This is a genomic window from Novipirellula herctigrandis (genome assembly GCA_007859835.1).
GTDB lineage: Bacteria > Planctomycetota > Planctomycetia > Pirellulales > Pirellulaceae > Novipirellula_A > Novipirellula_A herctigrandis.
In genome coordinates this window covers 3,319,974-3,340,101 of sequence record SJPJ01000001.1, presented here as the reverse complement: position 1 = coordinate 3,340,101, position 20,128 = coordinate 3,319,974, and the positions used below count along the sequence as shown (strand labels likewise).

Below are 20,128 nucleotides of genomic sequence, written 5' to 3'. Positions count from 1 at the left end.
GTCCGTCAAAAGACACTTGAAAGCATGGTCGCGTTTCAAAGTTTCGACGGAATGTCCGTGACAAAAATAGCTCCTTCGGCACCGGGCACTAGCAACCGTTCACCGACCGGAAGTGGCGAGGATGAAATGGGTTGTCCAATGTCCGTTTTGCCCAACAGTTCGCCTGTGGTTGAATCCAACGCGATCACCCATCCGCTACGACCGGCCAATATTAGTGCATTTCCAGTCTGAGTCGGTGAACCAACCGGATCGCCTGTGGGGATCTGCAGTTCAAATTTCTCTTTCCCGTCACTTCCAAACGCACGAAGCTTTGAATCGTTCGTGCGGATCAAACAATATCCGTTTATAGCGACTGGGCCCCATGTTGCACGGCCATCGAGCAAGACTTTGAACTTCTCATCGAGGTTGGTCATATCGTGGCCAACCACAAAGTCGGATGCGGGGCCGCCGACGGTGGCAATGAACGTATCGCCAATCGAAGTGGTGGGGCCGAGGAACGGTTTTTCGAGATCTTTATGCGTTAACTCGCGGATTTGTTCCGCCACTCTTAGACGGTAAAGCTTGTTGCGGCTGTCGGCGATCACCACTTGGTCAGGGTCGTTTGGCAATGTTGCCATGTCGGTCCATTGGACCTCTGCCTCTGGATCCGCTGCGGGTTGGAATGGGGCACCTAGCATCGCGCCCGTTTGCCAATTCATCAACACGGCGCGTCCGGTGTTGAGCGGAACAAACAACCCACCGCCTGATATGATCGCACCGCAATTGGATTCCCCGCTACCGGTATCACTGGCATTTGGTTTTCCTGATCCAAGTCCCAACTTAAGTCGTCGCAGCTTCTCTCGATTGCGTGACGGATCGTAAACCACAATGTCACCGGATCCGGTTTGATTCATCATCACGAAACGGGTGTCATCGATCTTGATCGGGTTTTCAAACAGCATTGCGATCCCTGAACCACCGGGATTTTCAATAGGGCCTTGCGTTGAACCGCTTGTGATCGCTTCGCGGTCGATTTCAAACAAGGTCGCTTGTGTCGTAATGACGTGATAGCCACCATCGGGATTGGGTGTAATCGAAGCAATCGGTACTCCAACATCGGTTCGCCAAATCTCTTCGCCTGTTTTTGCATTTGCCGCCGTCACTCGGATTGCAGAGGTTCCGCGCAGGATGCGTGAATGGACGAGCGTGTTGTCTTTGGAGAAAGGTTCGCCAATGAAATTGTCGGCTTCGTATTTGAACCAATCTTGAACCACACGGCCGGTATTGATTTGCAATTCATAGCGACCGATACGAGTTCCCGTGACCCACATTTGGCTCTTGCCAACGGCCATTTGGGTTGACGTGGGTTGGCCATAGGAAGCGACTTGTTCGGCCACGACACTGACTTGCTCGCGTTTCGCGGTCAGTTCCACTTCACAAACCACCACTTGGCCTCGGTCGGTCAAAACAATCACACGTCGCCCCTGGATGATCGGTTTGATTTTGACATTTCCCGTTAACCGGATCGGCGCTTGGGCAGGCTTTAGATCTTCACCCGATTCGTTGAGTTTCAAGATGTGCATCCGAGCATAGTCGGTACCGGCGTTTTCAAAAACAAACAAGTGGCCCATGAGCGGAACGGGAGGAACGCTAATGGTTCCTTCTGCGTGTCCAACGTAGTAACTTTCAAGGCAAGATCCGTCCCTCGCATTGAGGACGTAAAGGTTGCTATGGTTGCCCGGTTGATAGGCCCGCGACAATGACGACTCCACGCCCGGCCCCGTTTCAATTGGCTGTGGGATCATCGTCGCCCACTTCGCATCCCCTGATTCGGTATCGAGCGTCGCCAAACGACCTGAGTCGCATGCAACGTAGATATCATTTCGATCGGCGATCGGCTCGCTGAACGGTTCTCCGATTTTCGAATGCCATCGCAGTTTGCCGTTTTCACCGTCACAACGTTGAACTTCGAGGAGTTTCGCTTCACTAAGCAGAACGCCCGATCCGCCATCGAGTCGTACTGGCAGATGGTTTTGGCCGTAGCCGACAAATTTGCGCCACAGCAATTTTCCTGTTTCGCCATCGAACGCCAACATCGACCCGCCTGCTTGAAGGTACAAAATTTCGTCCATCAAATCAGGAGCATCGGTTCCCGTGACGGTCGTCAGCACGATCGAGCGGTTGGGTGGTTCGGTCTCCGATGCAGGAACTAGCTCTGGTAAATCGGAGGATGATTTGACCAACGTTTGCTGAATCTCGCTGGCGGATCGAATCAGCGTCATCAAGCGACTGTTGTCATGAAGTTCCGGAAACTCGCGAAGCAATTCGAAGCGAGTGTCATAGGCCTCTTTCGTCTTTCTTCCTTCCAGTGCCGTTTCCATTGCTGCGACGGATTCATCGAGCCGAACATTTCGGTTGATGTCCCGTCGCACGCGGTCGCGGGCTTCTTCGACGGCACTCAATTTTCCGGACAATGTTGTTCGCATCGATCCGGTCATGTAGTTGGGGTTTTCCATCAACTCCATTTGCTCTTCCAACCGGCCTAGCAAGCGTTCTTTCTCGGGCGTCTCTTTTGCATCCGATGCGGCCTGGGCAATGTTCTCGGCGATCTCAACGAGCAGCGCAGCTAAATTGCCACGTTCTTCATTGAGTCCCAGTTCCTCTTCGATTCCCGGTAAACGATCTTGTGCGAGTTCGAGCCCACGCGTTGGGTCAGACATTTCCGTAGCGCGGTATAATTCAATCATCACGATCCGCACCCGCGAGATTGAAGAGTATTGATGGCTTTCACCGTACGATTCGAGAAAACCAGCGTAACGTTCCTGTGCCGGCACGTAATTTTGCTGGCTGTAGAGCGTATTTGCTTCTCCGATGAACTCGTCCGCACTTTGCCGAGTCAGCATGTAATACAAACCGTAGCCCATCAAAAGCAGCAAGACGATGATGCCAGCGAATCCGTAGATTTTGAACGAATCCCAAACCGATTTGTGTTCCTTCGGTTTGGGGCGTGATCGGACCGGGCGCGTCGAAGGGTCAATCGGCATCGCTGGTTCCGACGGTTCTTCTTCGATGGGCTCAACGGGAACCGCTTCGACGGGTACCGCCTCGGCGTAGACTTCTTCGGCAGGTTGTGCTTCGTCGATTGCTTCGACGGGAATTTCTTCCATCTCTTCTGGGACGATCGACAAATCTTCGAGTCCGCCAACGGGTTCGGCTTCAACGACCTCGTCTGCGTATTCGCCTGAGCGAATTTCACCGATCAGTTTACTCGCTTGGAAACGAGTCAATTGGCCATTATCGACCAACAATTTTGCGACCGCTTCGGGCGTCACACGCGTCCCTTGTTCAAGTTGTTGACGCAGCGCCTCGATGATTTCCTGATCTAGCAAACCCCGACGTTCGAGTAGGTCGATCAATTCGTTTGCAAGCATGTTCGTTAACGGTTTCGATTGATTTATAAGGCATGAAAAGAGCAGCAAGAAGGGCGAAACGCTGGGTTAATCGAATCCATCGACTTGGGTGACCTGCAATTCGGTAAAGCCAGCGATTGTTCCGGAGTCCATGGCATCGACGAGGTATTGAAGTTTTGCCATTTCGTGAACGGTGATGATCAATTTCATCCCTTCGTTGGCGTTGGTCATGGCCGACTTCAAAGCCAAGGTTAGATTTTGCTTGCCCGGTGTTTCACGTTCCCAGTCTTTTGCCATGACCAGAAACGATCCACGATCGTCGATTTGCACTTCGACGGTTTCCAATTGATCCTCATCAATCGTTTGGTGGCTTTGTGCGTCGCTCTGTTGCCGAGGCATTTCGACCGATTTTTGAAGACTGAAACTGGCGGTGACCATAAAGAAGATCAGCAACAAGAATGTGACATCGACCATCGGCGTCATGTCGAGTTCATCGTCTTCACGCGGTTTGCGACGCGGGATCGCATCGCTGTCCTCATCTTCGAGGATCCCTGGAGTGATCGGTTCGGGCGTGATGTCGGCTTTGCCCGCGCCATGTTGACCCACTGCGTGTTCGTTGTGGCCAACTGGCATCGCTGCGATCGGTTCGCTATCCGGTTCAACATCGACGATTTCGACTTCGACAATTTCGGCGGCGACCTCGTCCGCCGGGTTCACGAGATCAACTTCGGGAACATGGACGGCCGTGTCGCATTCGGGACAGCGCACCGTTCGCCCGGCCAATCGATCGTTGACTTGATGAGTGCTGCCGCACTGAATGCATTGAACTTCAATCGCCATCGTGCGCTAATCCTCTTTGACCGCAATGTAAGTTTGTTCGAGATCGTCAAACGCATCGCCAATGATTTTCTGGACTCGCGTGACTTGACCGACCGGAACATCCTTATCGCCCATGATCATCACATGGTTCTTATTTCGACCTTGTGACTTTTCGAGTTCGGCTGTGACGTATTCGATAATCTCAGACGCTTGCGTTTGTTCATCTTTACTGAACTCTCGATGGTCAAGTCGTTCCACAATTGCTTCGTCTTCCCCGCCGGGTTTGATAAAGATCACCGCCGAATCTTTTGCTGATATCGCCAACCCGTTGTCGGCTTCAGGAATGGTCCCGATTTGCGTGGGGTCCATTTTCGAGGCAACGACAAAGAAGATCAGAAGCAAAAATGTGATGTCGATCATCGGCGTGATGTCCATTTCTTCATCGTCGCGTTTCTTTCGCGGCAACAAAATGGCATCGTCGTCTTGACCCAAGTCGTCTAGTTGAGCGTTACTCATGATTTGAAAAGCGGTCTGACCCTTTGTTGGAAGGGCCGCTTGTTGGACGGACTATGTGTTGTTGAATCGTCTGTTTCTGTTACGGCTATTTCGAATGAAAGCGTTTTCTAAGAGGAGCGTCCGTCCCCCTTTCAAACACGCTGCCTATTTTGGGGATTGCATCGCCAAGTTGGGATCAACCGAGCTAGCGGCAGCCGAGCCATTCGGGGTTCGCGACAGTGCTTCGCGATAGACCGACATGAACCGGCCGAGACCCGAACCGACCAAATCTTCCATTTTGGCGATCTTGATATTGACGTTTGCGACCAAGATCATCAACGGAATTGCAATCGCCAAACCGCACGCAGTCGTTCGCAACGCAATGTTAATGTCACCTGCCAAGTCAGAGGGGTTAACCGAAGCGGAAGAGGCCAAGGTATTGAACGCACCCATCATTCCGAACACCGTTCCGAACAATCCGATCATCGGAGCGGCCTTGATCACGGTACTGACCCAAGAGAGTCTGTATTCCAAATCGCTCATCACATCGCGTTGAAAACGGTCCATGACGAATTGACGGGCTCGTTTATAGCCCAAGTCGCGATGGTGGATCGACATTTCAACAATTTGTGGGATCGCTCGTGCGTCCCCTTCACAATATTCGGCAACCCCTTCGAAATCGCCGGTTGTGACCATTTGTTCAATGTCGTCCATGAAGACGTCTTGTTCATCTTCGTTCTTGAATCGTTTTTGACTGACCCGAGTCCAAACGACCACGATGCAGTACAAACCCCAAAGCGCGACGCCGGCCAAAGCACCATAAGTGGCAGTGGATATGATGTCGAAAACAGAAATATCAGCGAGCAGCATCGAGGTTCTCGTCTTTCAAAACCGATAGAGAAAAGGGGGCAAAATACAAGGGGAACGCAAATTAAAAGGGGAACATGGTGGCTTGGCACCGATGGATGGCCGATTCCAGCCATATCGTAACGGATGGTCGCCGATTTGGCGCGGGCATCAGGTCGCAAATTGCGGGGAAAACCACCAAGCCAGGTTCGCTTGTAGCAGTCAACGCGATCAACTCACTCTCCGCATCATCCAGCCCGTTCGTTTGACTTGGTGTGCTCATCTGCGGGCTTTCCGGTAACGTTGGTCGACCACCTCAAACACATAGCCACTACCTTGGGACTTACTTTCAAAGATCGTCTTGGCAATCTCGGTAACCGACGGGTGGCCTTTGGATCTGGAATATTCTAATTCGATATTGGCGAGCTGGTTTTCTAAATTTTGAGGGATGAATTTCAGCATTTGCCGACCCGGCAGTGGGATCGACGCTTTCTGGAGCAATTGGCGGTCGTATTGCATCAGCGGCCCGACCGAAGTCCACATGAAGTACAGACGCTTTTCATTCTCTGTATCGACGATTCGGCGTTTCTTGGGGCTACCTGACACATTGCTTGCCACGTCGACCCCTTGGATGGATCCGCCGATCGCCCCGAGTTCAATTTTGTAAAAGTCCAACTGCGCGGAGTAACCTTCGAGGTTCTTGGCGCTGAACTTTAGCTGCCACCGTTCCCCACGCGGCACGATGTCGGCTCCTTCCCCCATTGGGCCCGGCGGTCGGCTGTCGCCTTTGCTGCTTCCTTGGTTGGGAGCGAAATTGGCGTCGATCGGGACGGTGCTGACCGCATCGGTGACCGCTTCGATCGTCTCTTCGAGCGTTGGTTCCATTAATTCCTGGACCTCTTCGGCTCCAGGCGGTTCGAAGTCGCGTTCGGTCCCTTCGGCATTTTCGCCTCGTCCAGCGGCGTTTTCGATAATCGCTGCGATTGGTTTCGGTGGGAATTCGAAACGAGTGAAGAGCCAAATCAGAAACAGCATCAAGACAAACGTGCCGATGAACAGAATCAGCGCCATGAAGAGGCTTGTCACCACATCAAAGCGGCTGGTCCGCAATTTTTCGCGTTCCTGCTGTCGCTCAACCCGGCGGTCTTGGAGAGACTCCGAGGGATTCGTTTCAGTTTGGACGCCGGAGGACATCAAGGGCCTATTGGGAAAATGTAGCGGAATTCAAAGCAAATTCCTGTGACATGTGCAGCTATACTATTACAAATCGTAATCGAGGAAAACGTAGCCGGGATTCATTTTTCGGTACCAAGCACGCCATTGTTTCTGTGCAAGGTCGGTTTCACCTTCGGCGGGGTCATCACTGAGCCCAAACCCTTCGAACCGTCGGGCAATCATTCGCAATCCATCTCGAGCGTAAATGGGCACCATCGGATCGGGATCGCTCAGAGCGTAGATCAATGTTGGCACCACACGAAGTTCGTCGCTTTGCCCAAGTAATCTTGCTGCGACTCGTCGAGCTTGCCACGATTGGCTGCCGCGAACCAAACGCTCCATCCGGTCGAGTTGAGCAGCACGCTCTTTCGGATTGGTCGCCAATTTCAAGTTGTCGGGAATCGATTTGCCTTCGATGTTGTTCGCATCATCTTTCTCCAAGATCTTCAGCAAGTTGGTCATTTCGGCGGCAACCGGTTTTCCTTTGATTTCGGATCCTTCGACCGTAATTTCCGTCGTATCCTTAGGCAAGCCTTGCCCCCCCGCCAACGAGCCGCTACTCGCAGCGGCAATTGCTTTTTGAGTGCTTCGGATGAGGAACAAGAGGGCAAACGAAGTGCTGGTAGTTCCGTTCATGGTGGTATAGGCGTCTTTATTCCAACCACCGTCTGCATCTTGCCTCGCCTGCAAATACGCGACGCCACTTTTGAACCAAAGTGGCGATGGGTTCGGTTTGACCTGTAACGCGATCTCCTTGAAGCTTTCGTAGCGTTCCAGTGTGTAAAGTTGGTAATAAGGATAGACGGAAGCGAGCTTATCAGGCATCGCAGAATTCGATTTCAAATAGCCGTCACATTCCTTGATCGCAGATAGAATTGGATCGCCAGGCACACGAGGGCGAACGACATTTTCGTTGCCAACATCTTCACGGAATATCTTCACCGCCTTTGGGAACCCGGGGATGTTGGGTGAGTCTTTTGCCCCGGTTTCTCCCCAAGTTCGCAGGATATCGCTGGCGATTAGCAGAGAACTGCCGCCCGCGACCGCCATCGAGACTGAAACAAGTTCCTGCTTGACTCGGCCTCCTGCACCTCCGGGATCGTGCGCCAAGTAGGGCCAACCTCCGCTGGGATCTTGAACTCGCCCCAGAAAAGCGATCGTCTTTGGAACGCTTGGGTAGTCGATCATCATCCCGGCGCGATCGAGGGTCCAAAGAGCGAGCATCGCATATTGAGTCTGTGAAATGTCGCCTTCTTCCCCGGCGAAATAACCGTACGCCCCGTTGCGATATTGGCGTCGGCTAAGAAAGTCTGCGGCCCGTTTGAGTTCTCTTTGGTAGGCAATCCGGTCAACTTCCGCCAACAACATGGCCGCGACGCTGACTGCATAGATCGTCTTGCTGGAGTGGCCTCCTGGGTCGGTCTGGGACAACATGCCTAATAGTCGTTGGGATGATCTGACCCCCTGCTGGACGACTGGGTTGTTTGGGTCGTGCATCACTTTCATGTGGGCATAGCCCATCAACGCATGTTCCCCATGGCCACCACCGGAAATCCCCTCAAATGGGTATTTCATTTTGTCTAGATGGTGCGCCTCGAGGTATCGGATCCCCTTATCGACCATCGCTTGGACGGCAGGATCTTCCATTACCATCTTCGCTTGGCTCGGCGTTGGAGTTAGCCAGACGGCTGCGAGGATCGAGATACCAAGTAAAGCAGTCTTTTGGTTGACGAAAATCCGAACAAAACACATGGATAGACGGTCTAAGTAGCGAGGGGAGAAAAGAGGCGGCGCATCTTTCAGGATTTATCGCCCATCATACCCTTGCAAACTAAGTGGGGAAGATATTAACCTTACGACACCGAAGCAGTTTTCGTGTTTTTCTGAGGAATTGTACGGATCACTGCGATTTTGGTCAGATAGCTCAGTTGGTAGAGCACGGCCCTGAAAAGGCCGGTGTCCGCGGTTCGAGCCCGCGTCTGACCACTCCCACATCACGATCTTGCTTCGCGATTCAGACCAAGCTATGTCCGGTGCTGCCCAGGAGCGAACATCCGAGACCCCTGAAGGCTTGACTTCCTCGGTCCCCGCTTCTACGGGCGATCTTACCGACGACGCCCCTTGGGATTTGGTGATCGACGCGCGGCCGTCCTTTCCGGCCGTCGAAATCCGCGAGATCTGGCGTTATCGTGACCTTCTTTTGTTGTTTGTGCACCGCGACATTGTTTCGTTCTACAAACAAACCATCCTTGGCCCACTTTGGTTTTTGATCCAACCCATTTTCACGATGCTGATCTACGTTTTGGTCTTTGGCCAAATCGCAGGATTATCGACCGAGGGTGCGCCGCAAGTTTTGTTCTATCTTTGTGGCATCACTTTTTGGAACTATTTTTCGGAATGCTTTAACAAAACCGCGACTGTTTTTCGTGACAACGCGAATCTATTTGGAAAGGTGTACTTTCCTCGCATCCTTGTTCCCCTATCGATTGTGATTTCAAACCTATTGCGGTTTGTCATTCAGTTTGGCTTGTTTCTCTGTTTTTGGGCCTGGTACGCCGCCGATGGGCAAGTTCATGCGACGTGGGCTGTGCTTTCGATTCCTGTGCTTTTGTTGTTAATGGCAAGCCTTGGGCTGGGGTTAGGGATGCTGTTCTCGGCGATGACAACCAAGTATCGAGATCTCGTTTTCTTGCTTCAATTCGGCGTCCAGCTTTTGATGTACGCTACGCCGGTCATCTATCCGATGTCCCAGATTCCAAGTCGGTTTGCCAAAATGTTGGCCTGGAACCCTTTGGCACCCATTTTTGAGATTGCTCGCCACGCGTTTTTGGGCGTTGGTCAATTTGACGCATGGATGCTTGGTTATTCGGTGTTGTTCTCAGTCGTGTTGTTGGTGGTTTCCGCTTTCATCTTCCATCGCGTCGAACGCACCTTTATGGATACGGTGTAAGTATGACGATCGCCGTCGAATTTAAAAACGTTTCGAAGCTCTACCGCCTGGGTGAAATTGGCACCGGAACACTTTCCCAAGATTTGCATCGAGGGCTGTTTCGGATTTTGGGAAAGCCAGATCCGTTTGCAAAAGTAGGCGTCCCGAATGATCGCGAACAGTCGGGTGGCAAGATGGTTTGGGCGTTGGATGACATCAGTTTCGATATCCAACAAGGCGAAGTTCTCGGGATCATTGGTCGCAACGGTGCTGGGAAATCAACGCTCTTGAAATTGCTTTCGCGAGTGACCGCACCTACCAAAGGCACGATTCGAGCTCGCGGGCGTATCGCAAGTTTGTTGGAAGTCGGAACGGGGTTCCATCCTGAATTGACAGGCCGCGAGAACATTTTTCTCAACGGTGCGATTCTAGGGATGACTCGCAACGAAACCAAAAACAGGCTTGATGAGATTGTCGAGTTCTCGGGATGCGCAAAGTACCTTGATACACCGGTGAAGCGATACAGTAGCGGAATGATGGTTCGGCTCGGATTTTCGGTCGCCGCTCATCTCGACTGCGAAGTCTTGGTCGTCGACGAAGTGTTGGCAGTTGGCGATTCTGAATTTCAACGAAAATGCATCAACAAGATGGAAAGTGTCGCTCGTCATGAAAAGACGGTGATCGTGGTTTCTCATAACTTGGGTTTGATTCGTTCGCTTTGTGAACGCTGCGTCGTCCTGGATCAGGGAAACGTTGTCGGCGACAGTGATCCGGCATCCGCGATTCAACAATATTTGAAACTGAACGAAGTGGCGGTCCAATCACAAGCATACCCGTCGTGGCTGAAACACATCTCGCTAAAGGCGGATCTCGAGGGCCAGGGTCTTAAGGGCCAGGGTCTTAAGGGCCAGGGTCTTAAGGGCCAGGGTCTTAAGGGCCAGGGTCTTAAGGGCCAGGGCGGCGCCAAGCAGCGAACCGAATTGGCTGATCCCAGTTCATCGTCTTTGTCACTGGAAAACCGGAGCATGCTTTCTCCCGGTGATCCGTTTTGCCTCGAGCTTGAATTCAATGAACCTCTTTCTCACCCGCGAGCGATCGCAGCGATCTATGATCGCAATGACTTGTTGATCGCCGATTTTGATGGTTTCGCACATTCCGCTTCGGCATTGTCGTCGCCAAACGCAAGGAAGCTATGCTGTGAGGTGGCATCTTTGCCGCTCGTGCCGGGCGATTATTATGTCAACATCCTGGTCAATGCCGACAACTTGCCAAGTCCATTGCACCTTCCCGGCGCGGTTCGGTTTGAAGTCGTTGCCGGCATGATGAACGATCGATTGGTCGATGAAAACGTGCGTGGCGTTGTAACACTCCCCTTCTCGTGGCGAACCGAAGAGTCCTCATGTTAAGCCGATGGGTCAAACGATTTTCGCGATCCCCGAAACCGACAATCGAAACCGTGCCTCTGGATAAGGTGTTGCTCGGAGGTGAAGGGCAATTGCGTGCGAAGCGGTATTCTGAGCTGATCGGCAATCCGCTTCGCCCGTCAACGCGTGCCAGTGATGGTCCCCATTTTCAATTTTTAAAACAGGCGATTGATTGGACGGATGCGGAGTTTGAAGGCGAAGCGTTCCGTGAGAGTCCTTACTTTTTGAATGCGAGAGATGTCATTCGTGTGTTCGGAGACTACTTCCAATACACACGTTGCGAGGCGGATATCGCTTTGTCCGCAAAGCGATTCATACGGCAAGCAAACCACCAATCGGTCAATGATTTGCCGGACGTTGGACACAGTGCGTCTCAGTCGCTTCCGATCCTCGGTCGAGTGTCCCATTCGGATTGTTTTCAAATTATTGAAGGCAACCATCGAATCGCATTCGCGTTGAACGATGGAAAAAAGACGATCACCGCCGAGGTTTTGCCTGAAGCGGAAACCACGCCCGTTCAAGACTTGTTGTCAACCGTCATGTGGGATGACGGGGAGCCCGTATTGTATCAACCGCTTCCGTTTCCAGAGTTAGAGCAACAGTGGACGTTGCTGCGTCAATGCAGTGATCGATTTGAAAAGATGCGAGATTTCTTAGCGGCCGACGAAGTTCTCCGCAGTCAGACGCGAACCTTGTTGGATATTGGCTCGTACTTTGGGTACTTTGTATCGCAGTTTCGAGATCTTGGCATCGACGCTAAAGGTGTTGAACGCGACCAAATCGCCATCAAACTCGGTTGCTTGGCTTATCCAAACCTTGTGGACAGCATTGTGTGGGATGACGCGTTTTTCTTTTTAGAAAAACAGCCCGTGTTTGATGTCGTGTGTTGTCTAAGCGTTCTTCATCACTTCATTACGAAGCGGGAGAACCATGATGCGGATGCCTTCTTGAAACGATTGGATGATTCAACTCGCCATGTTCTGTTTCTTGAAAGTGGCGAGACGCACGAGAATTGGTTTCGTCATCAACTGACGGATTGGAACGCCGACACGATCGAGCGATGGGTATTAGAACGGACGCGTTTTGAACGATGTGTGCGGCTAGGCCGAGACAGCGATGGGCAAGGTGACCAGCAGGGCAACTTCGGAAGAATGTTGTTCGCGTTTTTAAAATAACCCCGAACATGAATAGCCCATGATAGTTGAGACCCACTAGTGCCCACTGCAATCCCCTTGAGCGTGATCGTTCCGACGCGAAACAGAGCGGATTCGCTGCAAGGCACGTTGGCCGATTTGCAGCAGCTTGCATCGAATCACTTCGAGGTCTTGATAGTTGATAACGGTTCGACGGATCAGACACCGCAAATCGCCACACGGTTTTGCAGCGATTCAAGATTCAAAACCATCGTTGAACCAATCCCTGGGCTATTGGCCGGTCGGCATCGCGGCGCTGCGGAGGCACAGCACGACATTTTGGTGTTTTTAGATGACGACGTTGCCTTGGGGCCGGATTGGCTCACGAGCTTGATGTTGGTGTTCGACGACGCGGACGTTGTTCTGGCGGGCGGCCCGAGTGTTCCCCTATTTGAGTCACCACCGCCCGCATGGCTTCAGCCGTTTTGGCAAACGCCACCAAGTGGCGGACGAATGATGACTCAATTGAGTTTGTTAGAGCTTGCCACCGAAAAGCCGATCGAAGTTGATCCAGGCCTCATTTGGGGACTCAACTATGCAATACGCCGATCGACATTGATGGATTGCGGCGGCTTTCACCCTGATTGCGTGCCGGCGGCGCTTCAATATTTTCAAGGGGACGGCGAAACGGCATTGAGCGTTGCCATCGGCAAAACCAGCGGTAAGGTAATCTATCATCCAGGTGCCAAGGTGCTACACCGAATTGCGCCGGAGCGAATGACTCATGAATACTTTGATCAACGATATTTCTACCAAGGGGTCTGCGATTCCTTTACAAAAGCGAGAGACAATCCATCGGAAATGGTACGGCCAGTGCAGCAACCCGGTGTCGCAGGTCGCCTGACAGATGCGATGAGACGACTGAAAAATGCCGTTTTCGCTAGTCCCGATGAGCATTCCGAACTCAACGAACGATTTCGCCGATCCTATGAACGAGGCTTTGAATTTCATCAAAAATGCATGGCAATCTCTCCGGCTATCCAGTCATGGGTGACCAAAGAGAATTATTTTGATTATCAATACCCTGCCCTTGAGGCGAATGTCGTTTTACCGACGCGGCAAGTTCACGATTCCTAATTTGATATTGAGACCCAAATGAGCATTGAGCACGTAAAGCATCTTGATCAAACGATTGGGATCATCATCCGAGCGAACTTTCACTCCGACGGGATTGAGTTCTTTACTCCCTCGATGTTTTCCCAGCAACTCGGGTATATGAACCGTCCGGCCGGTCATCAAATCGAGCCACATGTTCATAATCCGGTCGAGCGTGCTGTGGTTTGGACACAGGAAGTCCTGCTGGTCAAGTCAGGCAAGGTTCGGGTCGATTTCTATACCGACGGTCGCCATTATTTGGAGAGCCGGATTTTGCATTCTGGCGATGTGATCTTGCTTGCAGCCGGCGGTCATGGATTCGAAATGCTCGAGCCAACGGAGATGATTGAGGTCAAACAAGGACCTTATTCCGGCGATCAAGACAAGACACGGTTTGATCCAATTTCGAGTGACAAAATCAAACTCCCTGAAAGCGAAGGCGAATCCCCGTGAGTGACCCGTTTGGAGCATACAGCCGGTACTACGACCTGCTGTACAAAGACAAAGATTATGCGGGGGAAGTCGCATACATTCGCCAATTGATGGATCGTTTTGCTGAGGGTGCCAGTGATGTGTTAGAGCTTGGCTGTGGCACGGGAAAACACGCCTGCTTGCTGGCCGAGTCAGGCTTGCACGTGACGGGAGTGGACGTCAGTTCGGAGATGATTGATGCGGCATCGAAGCGTGCCGCCGATACAAATCGAAAAAGTTCAGGAAGTGTCCGGGTTGTGCAAGGAGATGCTCGATCGACATCGATGGGCAAGTGTTTTGATTGCGTGCTTTCGCTGTTTCACGTCGTCAGTTACCAAACAACGAACGATGACGCCCAATCGATCTTCGGGACCGCAGCGAAGCATTTGAATCGTGGTGGGATGTTTGTCTTTGATGTCTGGTACGGCCCGGCGGTGCTTAGCCTGCAGCCAACTGTACGAATCAAGCGGATGGAAGACGACGCGACCGAAGTGCTGCGCATTGCAGAACCAACGATGGACTTCAATCGCAACCGGGTCGATGTGAATTACACTGTCCTTGTGACGGACAAGTCAAACGGTCGAGTAGAGAAACTATACGAGAGTCATCCGATGCGATATTTCTTCGCTCCCGAACTTGAGCTTATTGCAGAGTCCGCAGGAATGGAAATTGTGCATAGCGAGCAGTGGATGGACGCGGCACCCCCATCACCGGACACTTGGGGTGTTACGTTTGTGGCCAGAAAGGTTTGATGTGGCCAGAAAGGTTTGAATGAATTTGTTCCCGCCAAGGGCTAGCCAAAGCAACGTGCCTATCACGGAACCAAATCCTTGTTGTCTGTTTCGTGTGATAGACTGGATGTGGAGTCGCCAGTCGATCAAGCCACCAAATTTTATGATCCATTCAACGAAATCGGACAGGAGTTACAGATGCACGACCTCACATCTGGCGTCTCAGTCGCGAAAGGCCAATTAGTCGAACAATGATCCCCGTCAACACACCGCTGCTGGATGGCAACGAAAAGAAGTATTTGATCGAGTGTATCGAAACGGGCTGGATCAGCAGCGAAGGACCGTTTGTAAAACGCTTTGAAGAGCAATTCGCTCAAACGGTCCAACGCAGACATGGCGTTGCCTGTGCGAACGGCAGCGGTGCTCTTGACATTGCGGTTGCGGCGGTTGGAATTGGAGCGGGGGATGAAGTAATCATGCCCACGTTCACAATCATCTCTCCGGCTGCGTCGGTCGTCCGCGCCGGCGGAACCCCGGTGCTGGTTGATAGCGATCCGGTGACTTGGAACATGGATGTCGCTCAGATCGAGGCGAAGATCACGCCCAAAACAAAAGCGATCCTGGTGGTTCACATCTACGGATTACCAGTCGACATGGATCCGATTCTCGACGTCGCCAATCGCCATGGTTTGACCGTGATTGAAGATGCAGCTGAGATGCATGGGCAATCGTATCGCGGTCGGCCGTGTGGAAGTTTTGGTGTGGTCAGCATTTTTAGTTTCTACCCGAACAAACATGTCACATGCGGCGAGGGTGGCATGGTCGTTTGCGACGACGACCAGCTCGCCGAGCGATGCCGAGGTCTACGGAATCTCTGTTTTCAACGCGAACGAAGGTTTGTTCACGAAGAATTGGGGTGGAACTACCGGATGACCAATATGCAAGCAGCTGTCGGGTTGGCACAGCTCGAAAACTTACCCAAGCATGTGTTACGCAAACGCGAAATTGGAAAGCGTTATCAAGACCAATTGCGTGATCTTTCGAGTGTTCAGTTGCCGTTGTCACAGACTGACTATGCAGAAAATATATACTGGGTGTTCGGACTTGTTTGCAACGAAGATTCGGCGATCGATCGCTCGACGGTTACCAGCCGGCTTGGCGAAAAGAAAATCGGCACGCGGCCTTTCTTTTGGCCGATGCACTTGCAACCAGTTTTTCAGAACATGGGACTTTTCGAGGGCGAATCCTATCCGGTTGCTGAGCGATTGGGCAAACAAGGTTTCTATGTTCCTTCGGGACTCGGGCTTTCGGATCACGACATCCGTTGCGTGTCGACAGAACTTAAGAACATCATTGCGGACCGTTGAAGGGAACCGAGCCAACAATGACCTCGATCGCAATCGATTCAAACGAAACCGAGTCTTCACGTCCCGCTGTGGCAATCGTGTTTTACGAAACCTATCTCGGTTGCGCCCCGAGCATTATCAATGCAGCGAGAGTGCTGGACGAACGAGGTTACTCGGTCGATATTTTGATTCGGCAAGAGAGAGGACGTTTCGCCGAGCCTCCGTCGTTTGGACCCAACGTGCGAGTTGTCGCCGTTGATGGCAAGGCGAATTCGCCCCGGGTCGAGCCAGAGCCTACTTCAATGGCTTCGTCCTCGCCTAGTAACAGTTGGTTACGTCGCGTCGTCCCGCAAACACTGCGACGCTCGATCGGCTGTCTATTGCAGAGTTGCCGTGACAACATTCATGCGATGAAGCCATCGACAAAGTACGCCCGAGAGCGATTTGCGAAACAATGTGTCCATATCGCGAACAAAAAACGCTACGCCTGTGTGATTGGCGCTGACACGATCGGCTTGGTCGTTGCTCACCAAATCGCCGAACCAGCGGGCACCCAAGTTATTTACTGGTCTTTGGAGATTATGTTTGAGTCGGACTTTCCCGACAAGATTGGAAAGTGGTGGAAGCAACAAGAGCGACTTTGCCACCAACGTTCGCTTGCACTGGTCATCCAAGATAATGAGCGCGCGGCATCGTTGTCGGCGGAAAATGATGCAGAGGTTTGCCCGGTGATCCTTGTCCCCAATTCACCTCGCGGTTACCTCGATGATCAGGTGCGTCGCGATTACTTTCACCGCATGTTTGATTTGAAGGAAGATTGTCGAGTGGTGTTGCATGCTGGTTCGGTCTGCGAGGGGATGAGGTCCTATGAACTTGCCCAGGCGGCTGCGACTTGGCCAACGGACACGAAGTTAGTTTTCCATAGCCATACTCAGTTGAACCGGCACGACGACTACGCTCATTCGCTTGTGCCTGCGGGCAAAGGGAACGTGCTACTGTCAACCGATCCAGTAGACTACGACATGCTCGATGAATTGGTTTCATCCGCATGGATTAGCTTGGTCATCTATGACGTATCACTTGGACCAAATTTTGCGTTATTAGCGGGTGCATCAGGAAAGCTTGCTCACTCGCTGCGGTGCGGTGTTCCGGTAATCAGCATCGGCAACGCCAGTATAGGCCGCGTACTGACACAACACGGTTGCGGTATTTCGGTGGATTCGCCAGGCGAGATCGGCGCCGCGATTCAATCGATTTCTAATGATTACGCGACTTACCAAAAAAACGCGTTCACCTGTTACGACCAAGCGTACGAATTTGATAAGCATTTCGATCCCGTCATGAAGTTGATAGACCAGGAGGGGGGACGCTAATGCCCAAGACCTTACCACGAATTACGGTGGTTACGCCGAGTTACAATCAAGGCGATTATCTTGAAGAGACGATCCGTTCCGTCTTGGATCAAGATTACCCCAATTTGCAATACATCGTCGTCGATGGCGGCAGCACCGATCAAAGCGGCGAAATACTTGATAAGTACAGTAGCCAAATTTCGCATGTCATCCGAGAACCTGACGAGGGGCAATCCGATGCGATTTGCAAAGGCTTAGAGCTTGCCGATGGTGACTTTTTTAATTGGATCAATTCCGATGACTTATTGATGCCCGGAGTACTTTTGGAATTGGGTAAGTCATCGAATCCGGCGATAGATCTTTACACGTACTCGGTTTCTGTGTTTGGCGAAAACACCGAATCGTATTTGATGTACAACCGCAACTTGTCTGCAAAAGCAATCTTGCGATCCGATCCGTATTCGTTTAGCCAACCTGGGTTGTGGTTTCGTTTGCCAATGCTCCGCGAGTGCGGCGGGATTGACCGGAGTCTCAACTATGGCTTTGATTGGGACTTACTGATTCGCTATTTGGCGGCGCACCCGCGAGTCCATTACAGCGATAGCGTTGGAGCCCGTTTTCGCTTGCATTCCGAGTCCAAGACCATCGTCGAGTTTGCGAAAGAGGATGAGCAGGCGAACCGATTTCTTCAAGAATCGCATCGGATTCGCGACAAATTGGAATCAACTTTGGCACCGCAATTTGCCGAGGCATCAAAACTCGGACGTTTGCGAACGCCATGGAATGATTACTTGACTCAAATGCTCGATGACCGAGAGCGGTCGCCGATCGCCGCGGCGTTGGAAATCTTGTGGCGGGCCGCCACACATCCGCGCGTCGGTTGTTCAAGACGAACGATAGGCACAATCGCGAGACTGCTATCACGCTATGTTCGTCCGAAGGATTCGATTGGCACCCGCCGCTAAAGGTTGGCCTAACAGAAAAGTCATTGATCCGATTCCGATGACATGTTCTTGTTTTCGTCTCAACGCTATCGAAGCGGGAGTCCACCGGGGGGCGGGCGTGAGGAAATGTGTTACGATAGTAGGCCTTCCGTCGCCTTTTGTCTCCGTTCTATTTCATTTTGTAGCCAAGTTCGAAGAACGATCTATGTTTCTATCTATCGATCGACCGTTTTTGCATTGGCGTTCGCCAGCGTCCAACGTTCTCTTAGCTGCCGCGATGTTTTTCTTCGCGGTTTCTATCAATCTGAACCCAAACCTCGCTAATGCTCAATCGGATTCATCCGACGATACGAGTGAGGTGGTTGAAGATTCGCCAGAGATTATTGTCGCTGACCCGGAGCCTGCCGACGAAGAACTGAATTGGATGCAGCGAATCGATGGCGCGTTTGGAAAATACGTTGTCGGTCCCGCCGCCGCCGCCATCTTTTTTGATTTTGGTACCAGCCGTTGGCTCGGCACCAGTATTCCATTTGTGGTCGTTTGGTTATTGGCGGGTGGTTTGTTTTTGACGTTGCGAATGGGGTTTATTAACTTTCGCGGATTTCGGCACGCGATTGACCTAACGCGTGGGGTCTACGACACCCCAGATGAACCGGGGGAAGTGACGCATTTTCAAGCGCTCGCGGCAGCACTCTCGGCAACCGTTGGTCTAGGGAACATCGCCGGCGTGGCGATCGCAATCGGCGCCGGCGGCCCCGGTGCAACGCTTTGGATCATCATGGTGGGGTTGCTTGGAATGACAGCAAAATTCACCGAATGTACCCTCGGTCAACTCTATCGTGTAAGCGATAAGGATGGGCACGTTCTCGGTGGGCCAATGCGGTATTTGCGAGCCGGTCTCAAGGACATTGGCGTCGAACCGCTTGGTCGAATCTTGGCTGGATTGTTCATGGTGCTTTGCATCGGAGCCAGTTTTGGTGGCGGGAACGCGTTCCAAGTTGGTCAATCGCTTGAAGCGATTCGTGGGGACATTCCGGTCTTGCAATCGATGCCGTGGATCTATGGATTGATCATGGCATTGGGTGTGGGGGTTGTGATTATTGGCGGCATTAAGAGTATCGGAGCAGTCGCCGGAAAAATCGTTCCCTTCATGTGTGTCGCTTATGTGTTGGCTGCTCTTTACATTCTGCTGAATAATTTGACGGAGATTCCTCATGCCGTAATGACAATCGTCACTCAGGCTTTTTCGCCGGACGCGATGTACGGTGGTTTTCTGGGTGTGCTGGTGATCGGGATCAAGCGTGCGGTCTTCAGTAACGAGGCAGGCATCGGTTCTGCTGCGATTGCTCACTCGGCTGCAAAGACCGACGAGCCGGTCAGCGAAGGTATTGTCGCGTTGTTGGAACCTTTTATCGACACTGTTGTGGTTTGCACAATCACAGCCTTGGTGGTTGTGGTAACCGGTGCATACCAGGCACCTGAGATGGCCGATGCGATTGCGGCCGACCAAGGCGCCAAGGTGACTTTATATGCGTTCGCCAATGGTGGCCATGAATGGTTCAAGTACGTTTTGTACGTTGCGGTAGTTTTGTTTGCCTATTCGACATGCATCAGTTGGTCCTATTACGGCGAACGTTGTTGGGTGGAACTATTCGGTGTTCGTACATCTCTCGTTTACAAGGGGCTGTTTTTAGTATTCACCGTGCTTGGTTCCATCGTCACTCGCGGAAATATCTTAGCGTTTAGTGATTTGATGATTTTGGGAATGAGTCTCCCGAACCTGCTCGGGGTCTTTTTGCTCAGCGGTATTGTGCGGCGACAGCTTGATTCCTACTGGGACAAGTACCGAACAGGCAAATTGGTACGAGTTAAATAGGAT

General features: G+C 52.0%; 17 protein-coding genes and 1 tRNA gene. 11 read left to right on the top strand and 7 right to left on the bottom strand.

The window, feature by feature from the left end; translation table 11 throughout:
* Positions 1-35: 35 nt before the first annotated feature.
* From CA13_RS12310 to CA13_RS12280, 7 genes are all read right to left on the bottom strand, one after another.
* The gene (locus CA13_RS12310; protein ID WP_146397038.1) at positions 36-3,410 is read right to left on the bottom strand and encodes an outer membrane protein assembly factor BamB family protein; all 3,375 of its coding nucleotides are present in this window, start codon (positions 3,408-3,410) and stop codon (positions 36-38) included.
* 66 nt (positions 3,411-3,476) lie between these two features.
* Positions 3,477-4,229 carry an ExbD/TolR family protein gene (locus CA13_RS12305; RefSeq protein ID WP_146397035.1) on the bottom strand — a complete coding sequence of 251 codons (753 nt, stop codon included), beginning with the start codon at positions 4,227-4,229 and terminating at the stop codon, positions 3,477-3,479.
* 6 nt (positions 4,230-4,235) lie between these two features.
* Positions 4,236-4,724: an ExbD/TolR family protein gene (locus CA13_RS12300; RefSeq protein ID WP_146397033.1), complete on the bottom strand. Its 489-nt coding sequence runs from the start codon at positions 4,722-4,724 to the stop codon at positions 4,236-4,238.
* Positions 4,725-4,868: 144 nt separating this feature from the next.
* Positions 4,869-5,573: a MotA/TolQ/ExbB proton channel family protein gene (locus CA13_RS12295; RefSeq protein WP_146397030.1), complete on the bottom strand. Its 705-nt coding sequence runs from the start codon at positions 5,571-5,573 to the stop codon at positions 4,869-4,871.
* 61 nt (positions 5,574-5,634) lie between these two features.
* Entirely contained in the window at positions 5,635-5,832 is a 198-nt protein-coding gene (locus tag CA13_RS12290; RefSeq protein ID WP_146397027.1) for a hypothetical protein, read from the bottom strand.
* Positions 5,829-6,743: a hypothetical protein gene (locus CA13_RS12285; protein ID WP_146397025.1), complete on the bottom strand. Its 915-nt coding sequence runs from the start codon at positions 6,741-6,743 to the stop codon at positions 5,829-5,831. The genes CA13_RS12290 and CA13_RS12285 overlap by 4 nt, the downstream gene beginning before the upstream one ends.
* 66 nt (positions 6,744-6,809) lie before the next feature.
* Positions 6,810-8,411 carry a hypothetical protein gene (locus CA13_RS12280; RefSeq protein WP_419194239.1) on the bottom strand — a complete coding sequence of 534 codons (1,602 nt, stop codon included), beginning with the start codon at positions 8,409-8,411 and terminating at the stop codon, positions 6,810-6,812.
* A gap of 266 nt (positions 8,412-8,677) precedes the next feature.
* On the opposite strand from CA13_RS12280, the gene CA13_RS12275 reads away from it, so the two are divergent.
* The 11 genes from CA13_RS12275 (at position 8,678) to CA13_RS12225 (ending at position 20,125) form a co-directional block, all read left to right on the top strand.
* Positions 8,678-8,750, top strand: a tRNA-Phe gene (locus CA13_RS12275).
* 40 nt (positions 8,751-8,790) lie between these two features.
* Positions 8,791-9,714, top strand: coding sequence for an ABC transporter permease (locus CA13_RS12270; protein ID WP_146397022.1), 924 nt, complete (start codon positions 8,791-8,793; stop codon positions 9,712-9,714).
* Positions 9,715-9,716: 2 nt separating this feature from the next.
* Positions 9,717-11,099: an ABC transporter ATP-binding protein gene (locus CA13_RS12265; protein ID WP_146397019.1), complete on the top strand. Its 1,383-nt coding sequence runs from the start codon at positions 9,717-9,719 to the stop codon at positions 11,097-11,099.
* Entirely contained in the window at positions 11,093-12,292 is a 1,200-nt protein-coding gene (locus CA13_RS12260) for a class I SAM-dependent methyltransferase (protein WP_146397016.1), read from the top strand. The genes CA13_RS12265 and CA13_RS12260 overlap by 7 nt, the downstream gene beginning before the upstream one ends.
* 39 nt (positions 12,293-12,331) lie before the next feature.
* Positions 12,332-13,387: a glycosyltransferase family 2 protein gene (locus tag CA13_RS12255; protein WP_146397013.1), complete on the top strand. Its 1,056-nt coding sequence runs from the start codon at positions 12,332-12,334 to the stop codon at positions 13,385-13,387.
* A gap of 18 nt (positions 13,388-13,405) precedes the next feature.
* Positions 13,406-13,858 carry a cupin domain-containing protein gene (locus CA13_RS12250; RefSeq protein WP_146397010.1) on the top strand — a complete coding sequence of 151 codons (453 nt, stop codon included), beginning with the start codon at positions 13,406-13,408 and terminating at the stop codon, positions 13,856-13,858.
* Positions 13,855-14,628, top strand: coding sequence for a class I SAM-dependent DNA methyltransferase (locus CA13_RS12245; protein WP_419194238.1), 774 nt, complete (start codon positions 13,855-13,857; stop codon positions 14,626-14,628). The genes CA13_RS12250 and CA13_RS12245 overlap by 4 nt, the downstream gene beginning before the upstream one ends.
* Positions 14,629-14,858: 230 nt before the next feature.
* Positions 14,859-15,974 carry a DegT/DnrJ/EryC1/StrS family aminotransferase gene (locus tag CA13_RS12240; protein ID WP_146397008.1) on the top strand — a complete coding sequence of 372 codons (1,116 nt, stop codon included), beginning with the start codon at positions 14,859-14,861 and terminating at the stop codon, positions 15,972-15,974.
* A 17-nt stretch (positions 15,975-15,991) separates the two neighbouring features.
* Positions 15,992-17,326 carry a glycosyltransferase family protein gene (locus tag CA13_RS12235; RefSeq protein ID WP_146397005.1) on the top strand — a complete coding sequence of 445 codons (1,335 nt, stop codon included), beginning with the start codon at positions 15,992-15,994 and terminating at the stop codon, positions 17,324-17,326.
* On the top strand, positions 17,326-18,270 hold the full coding sequence (locus tag CA13_RS12230; RefSeq protein WP_146397003.1) for a glycosyltransferase family 2 protein: 945 nt from the start codon (positions 17,326-17,328) through the stop codon (positions 18,268-18,270). Before CA13_RS12235 ends, CA13_RS12230 begins: the two co-directional genes overlap by 1 nt.
* Before the next feature lie 184 nt (positions 18,271-18,454).
* Positions 18,455-20,125 carry an alanine/glycine:cation symporter family protein gene (locus CA13_RS12225; RefSeq protein WP_419194237.1) on the top strand — a complete coding sequence of 557 codons (1,671 nt, stop codon included), beginning with the start codon at positions 18,455-18,457 and terminating at the stop codon, positions 20,123-20,125.
* Positions 20,126-20,128 lie beyond the last annotated feature (3 nt).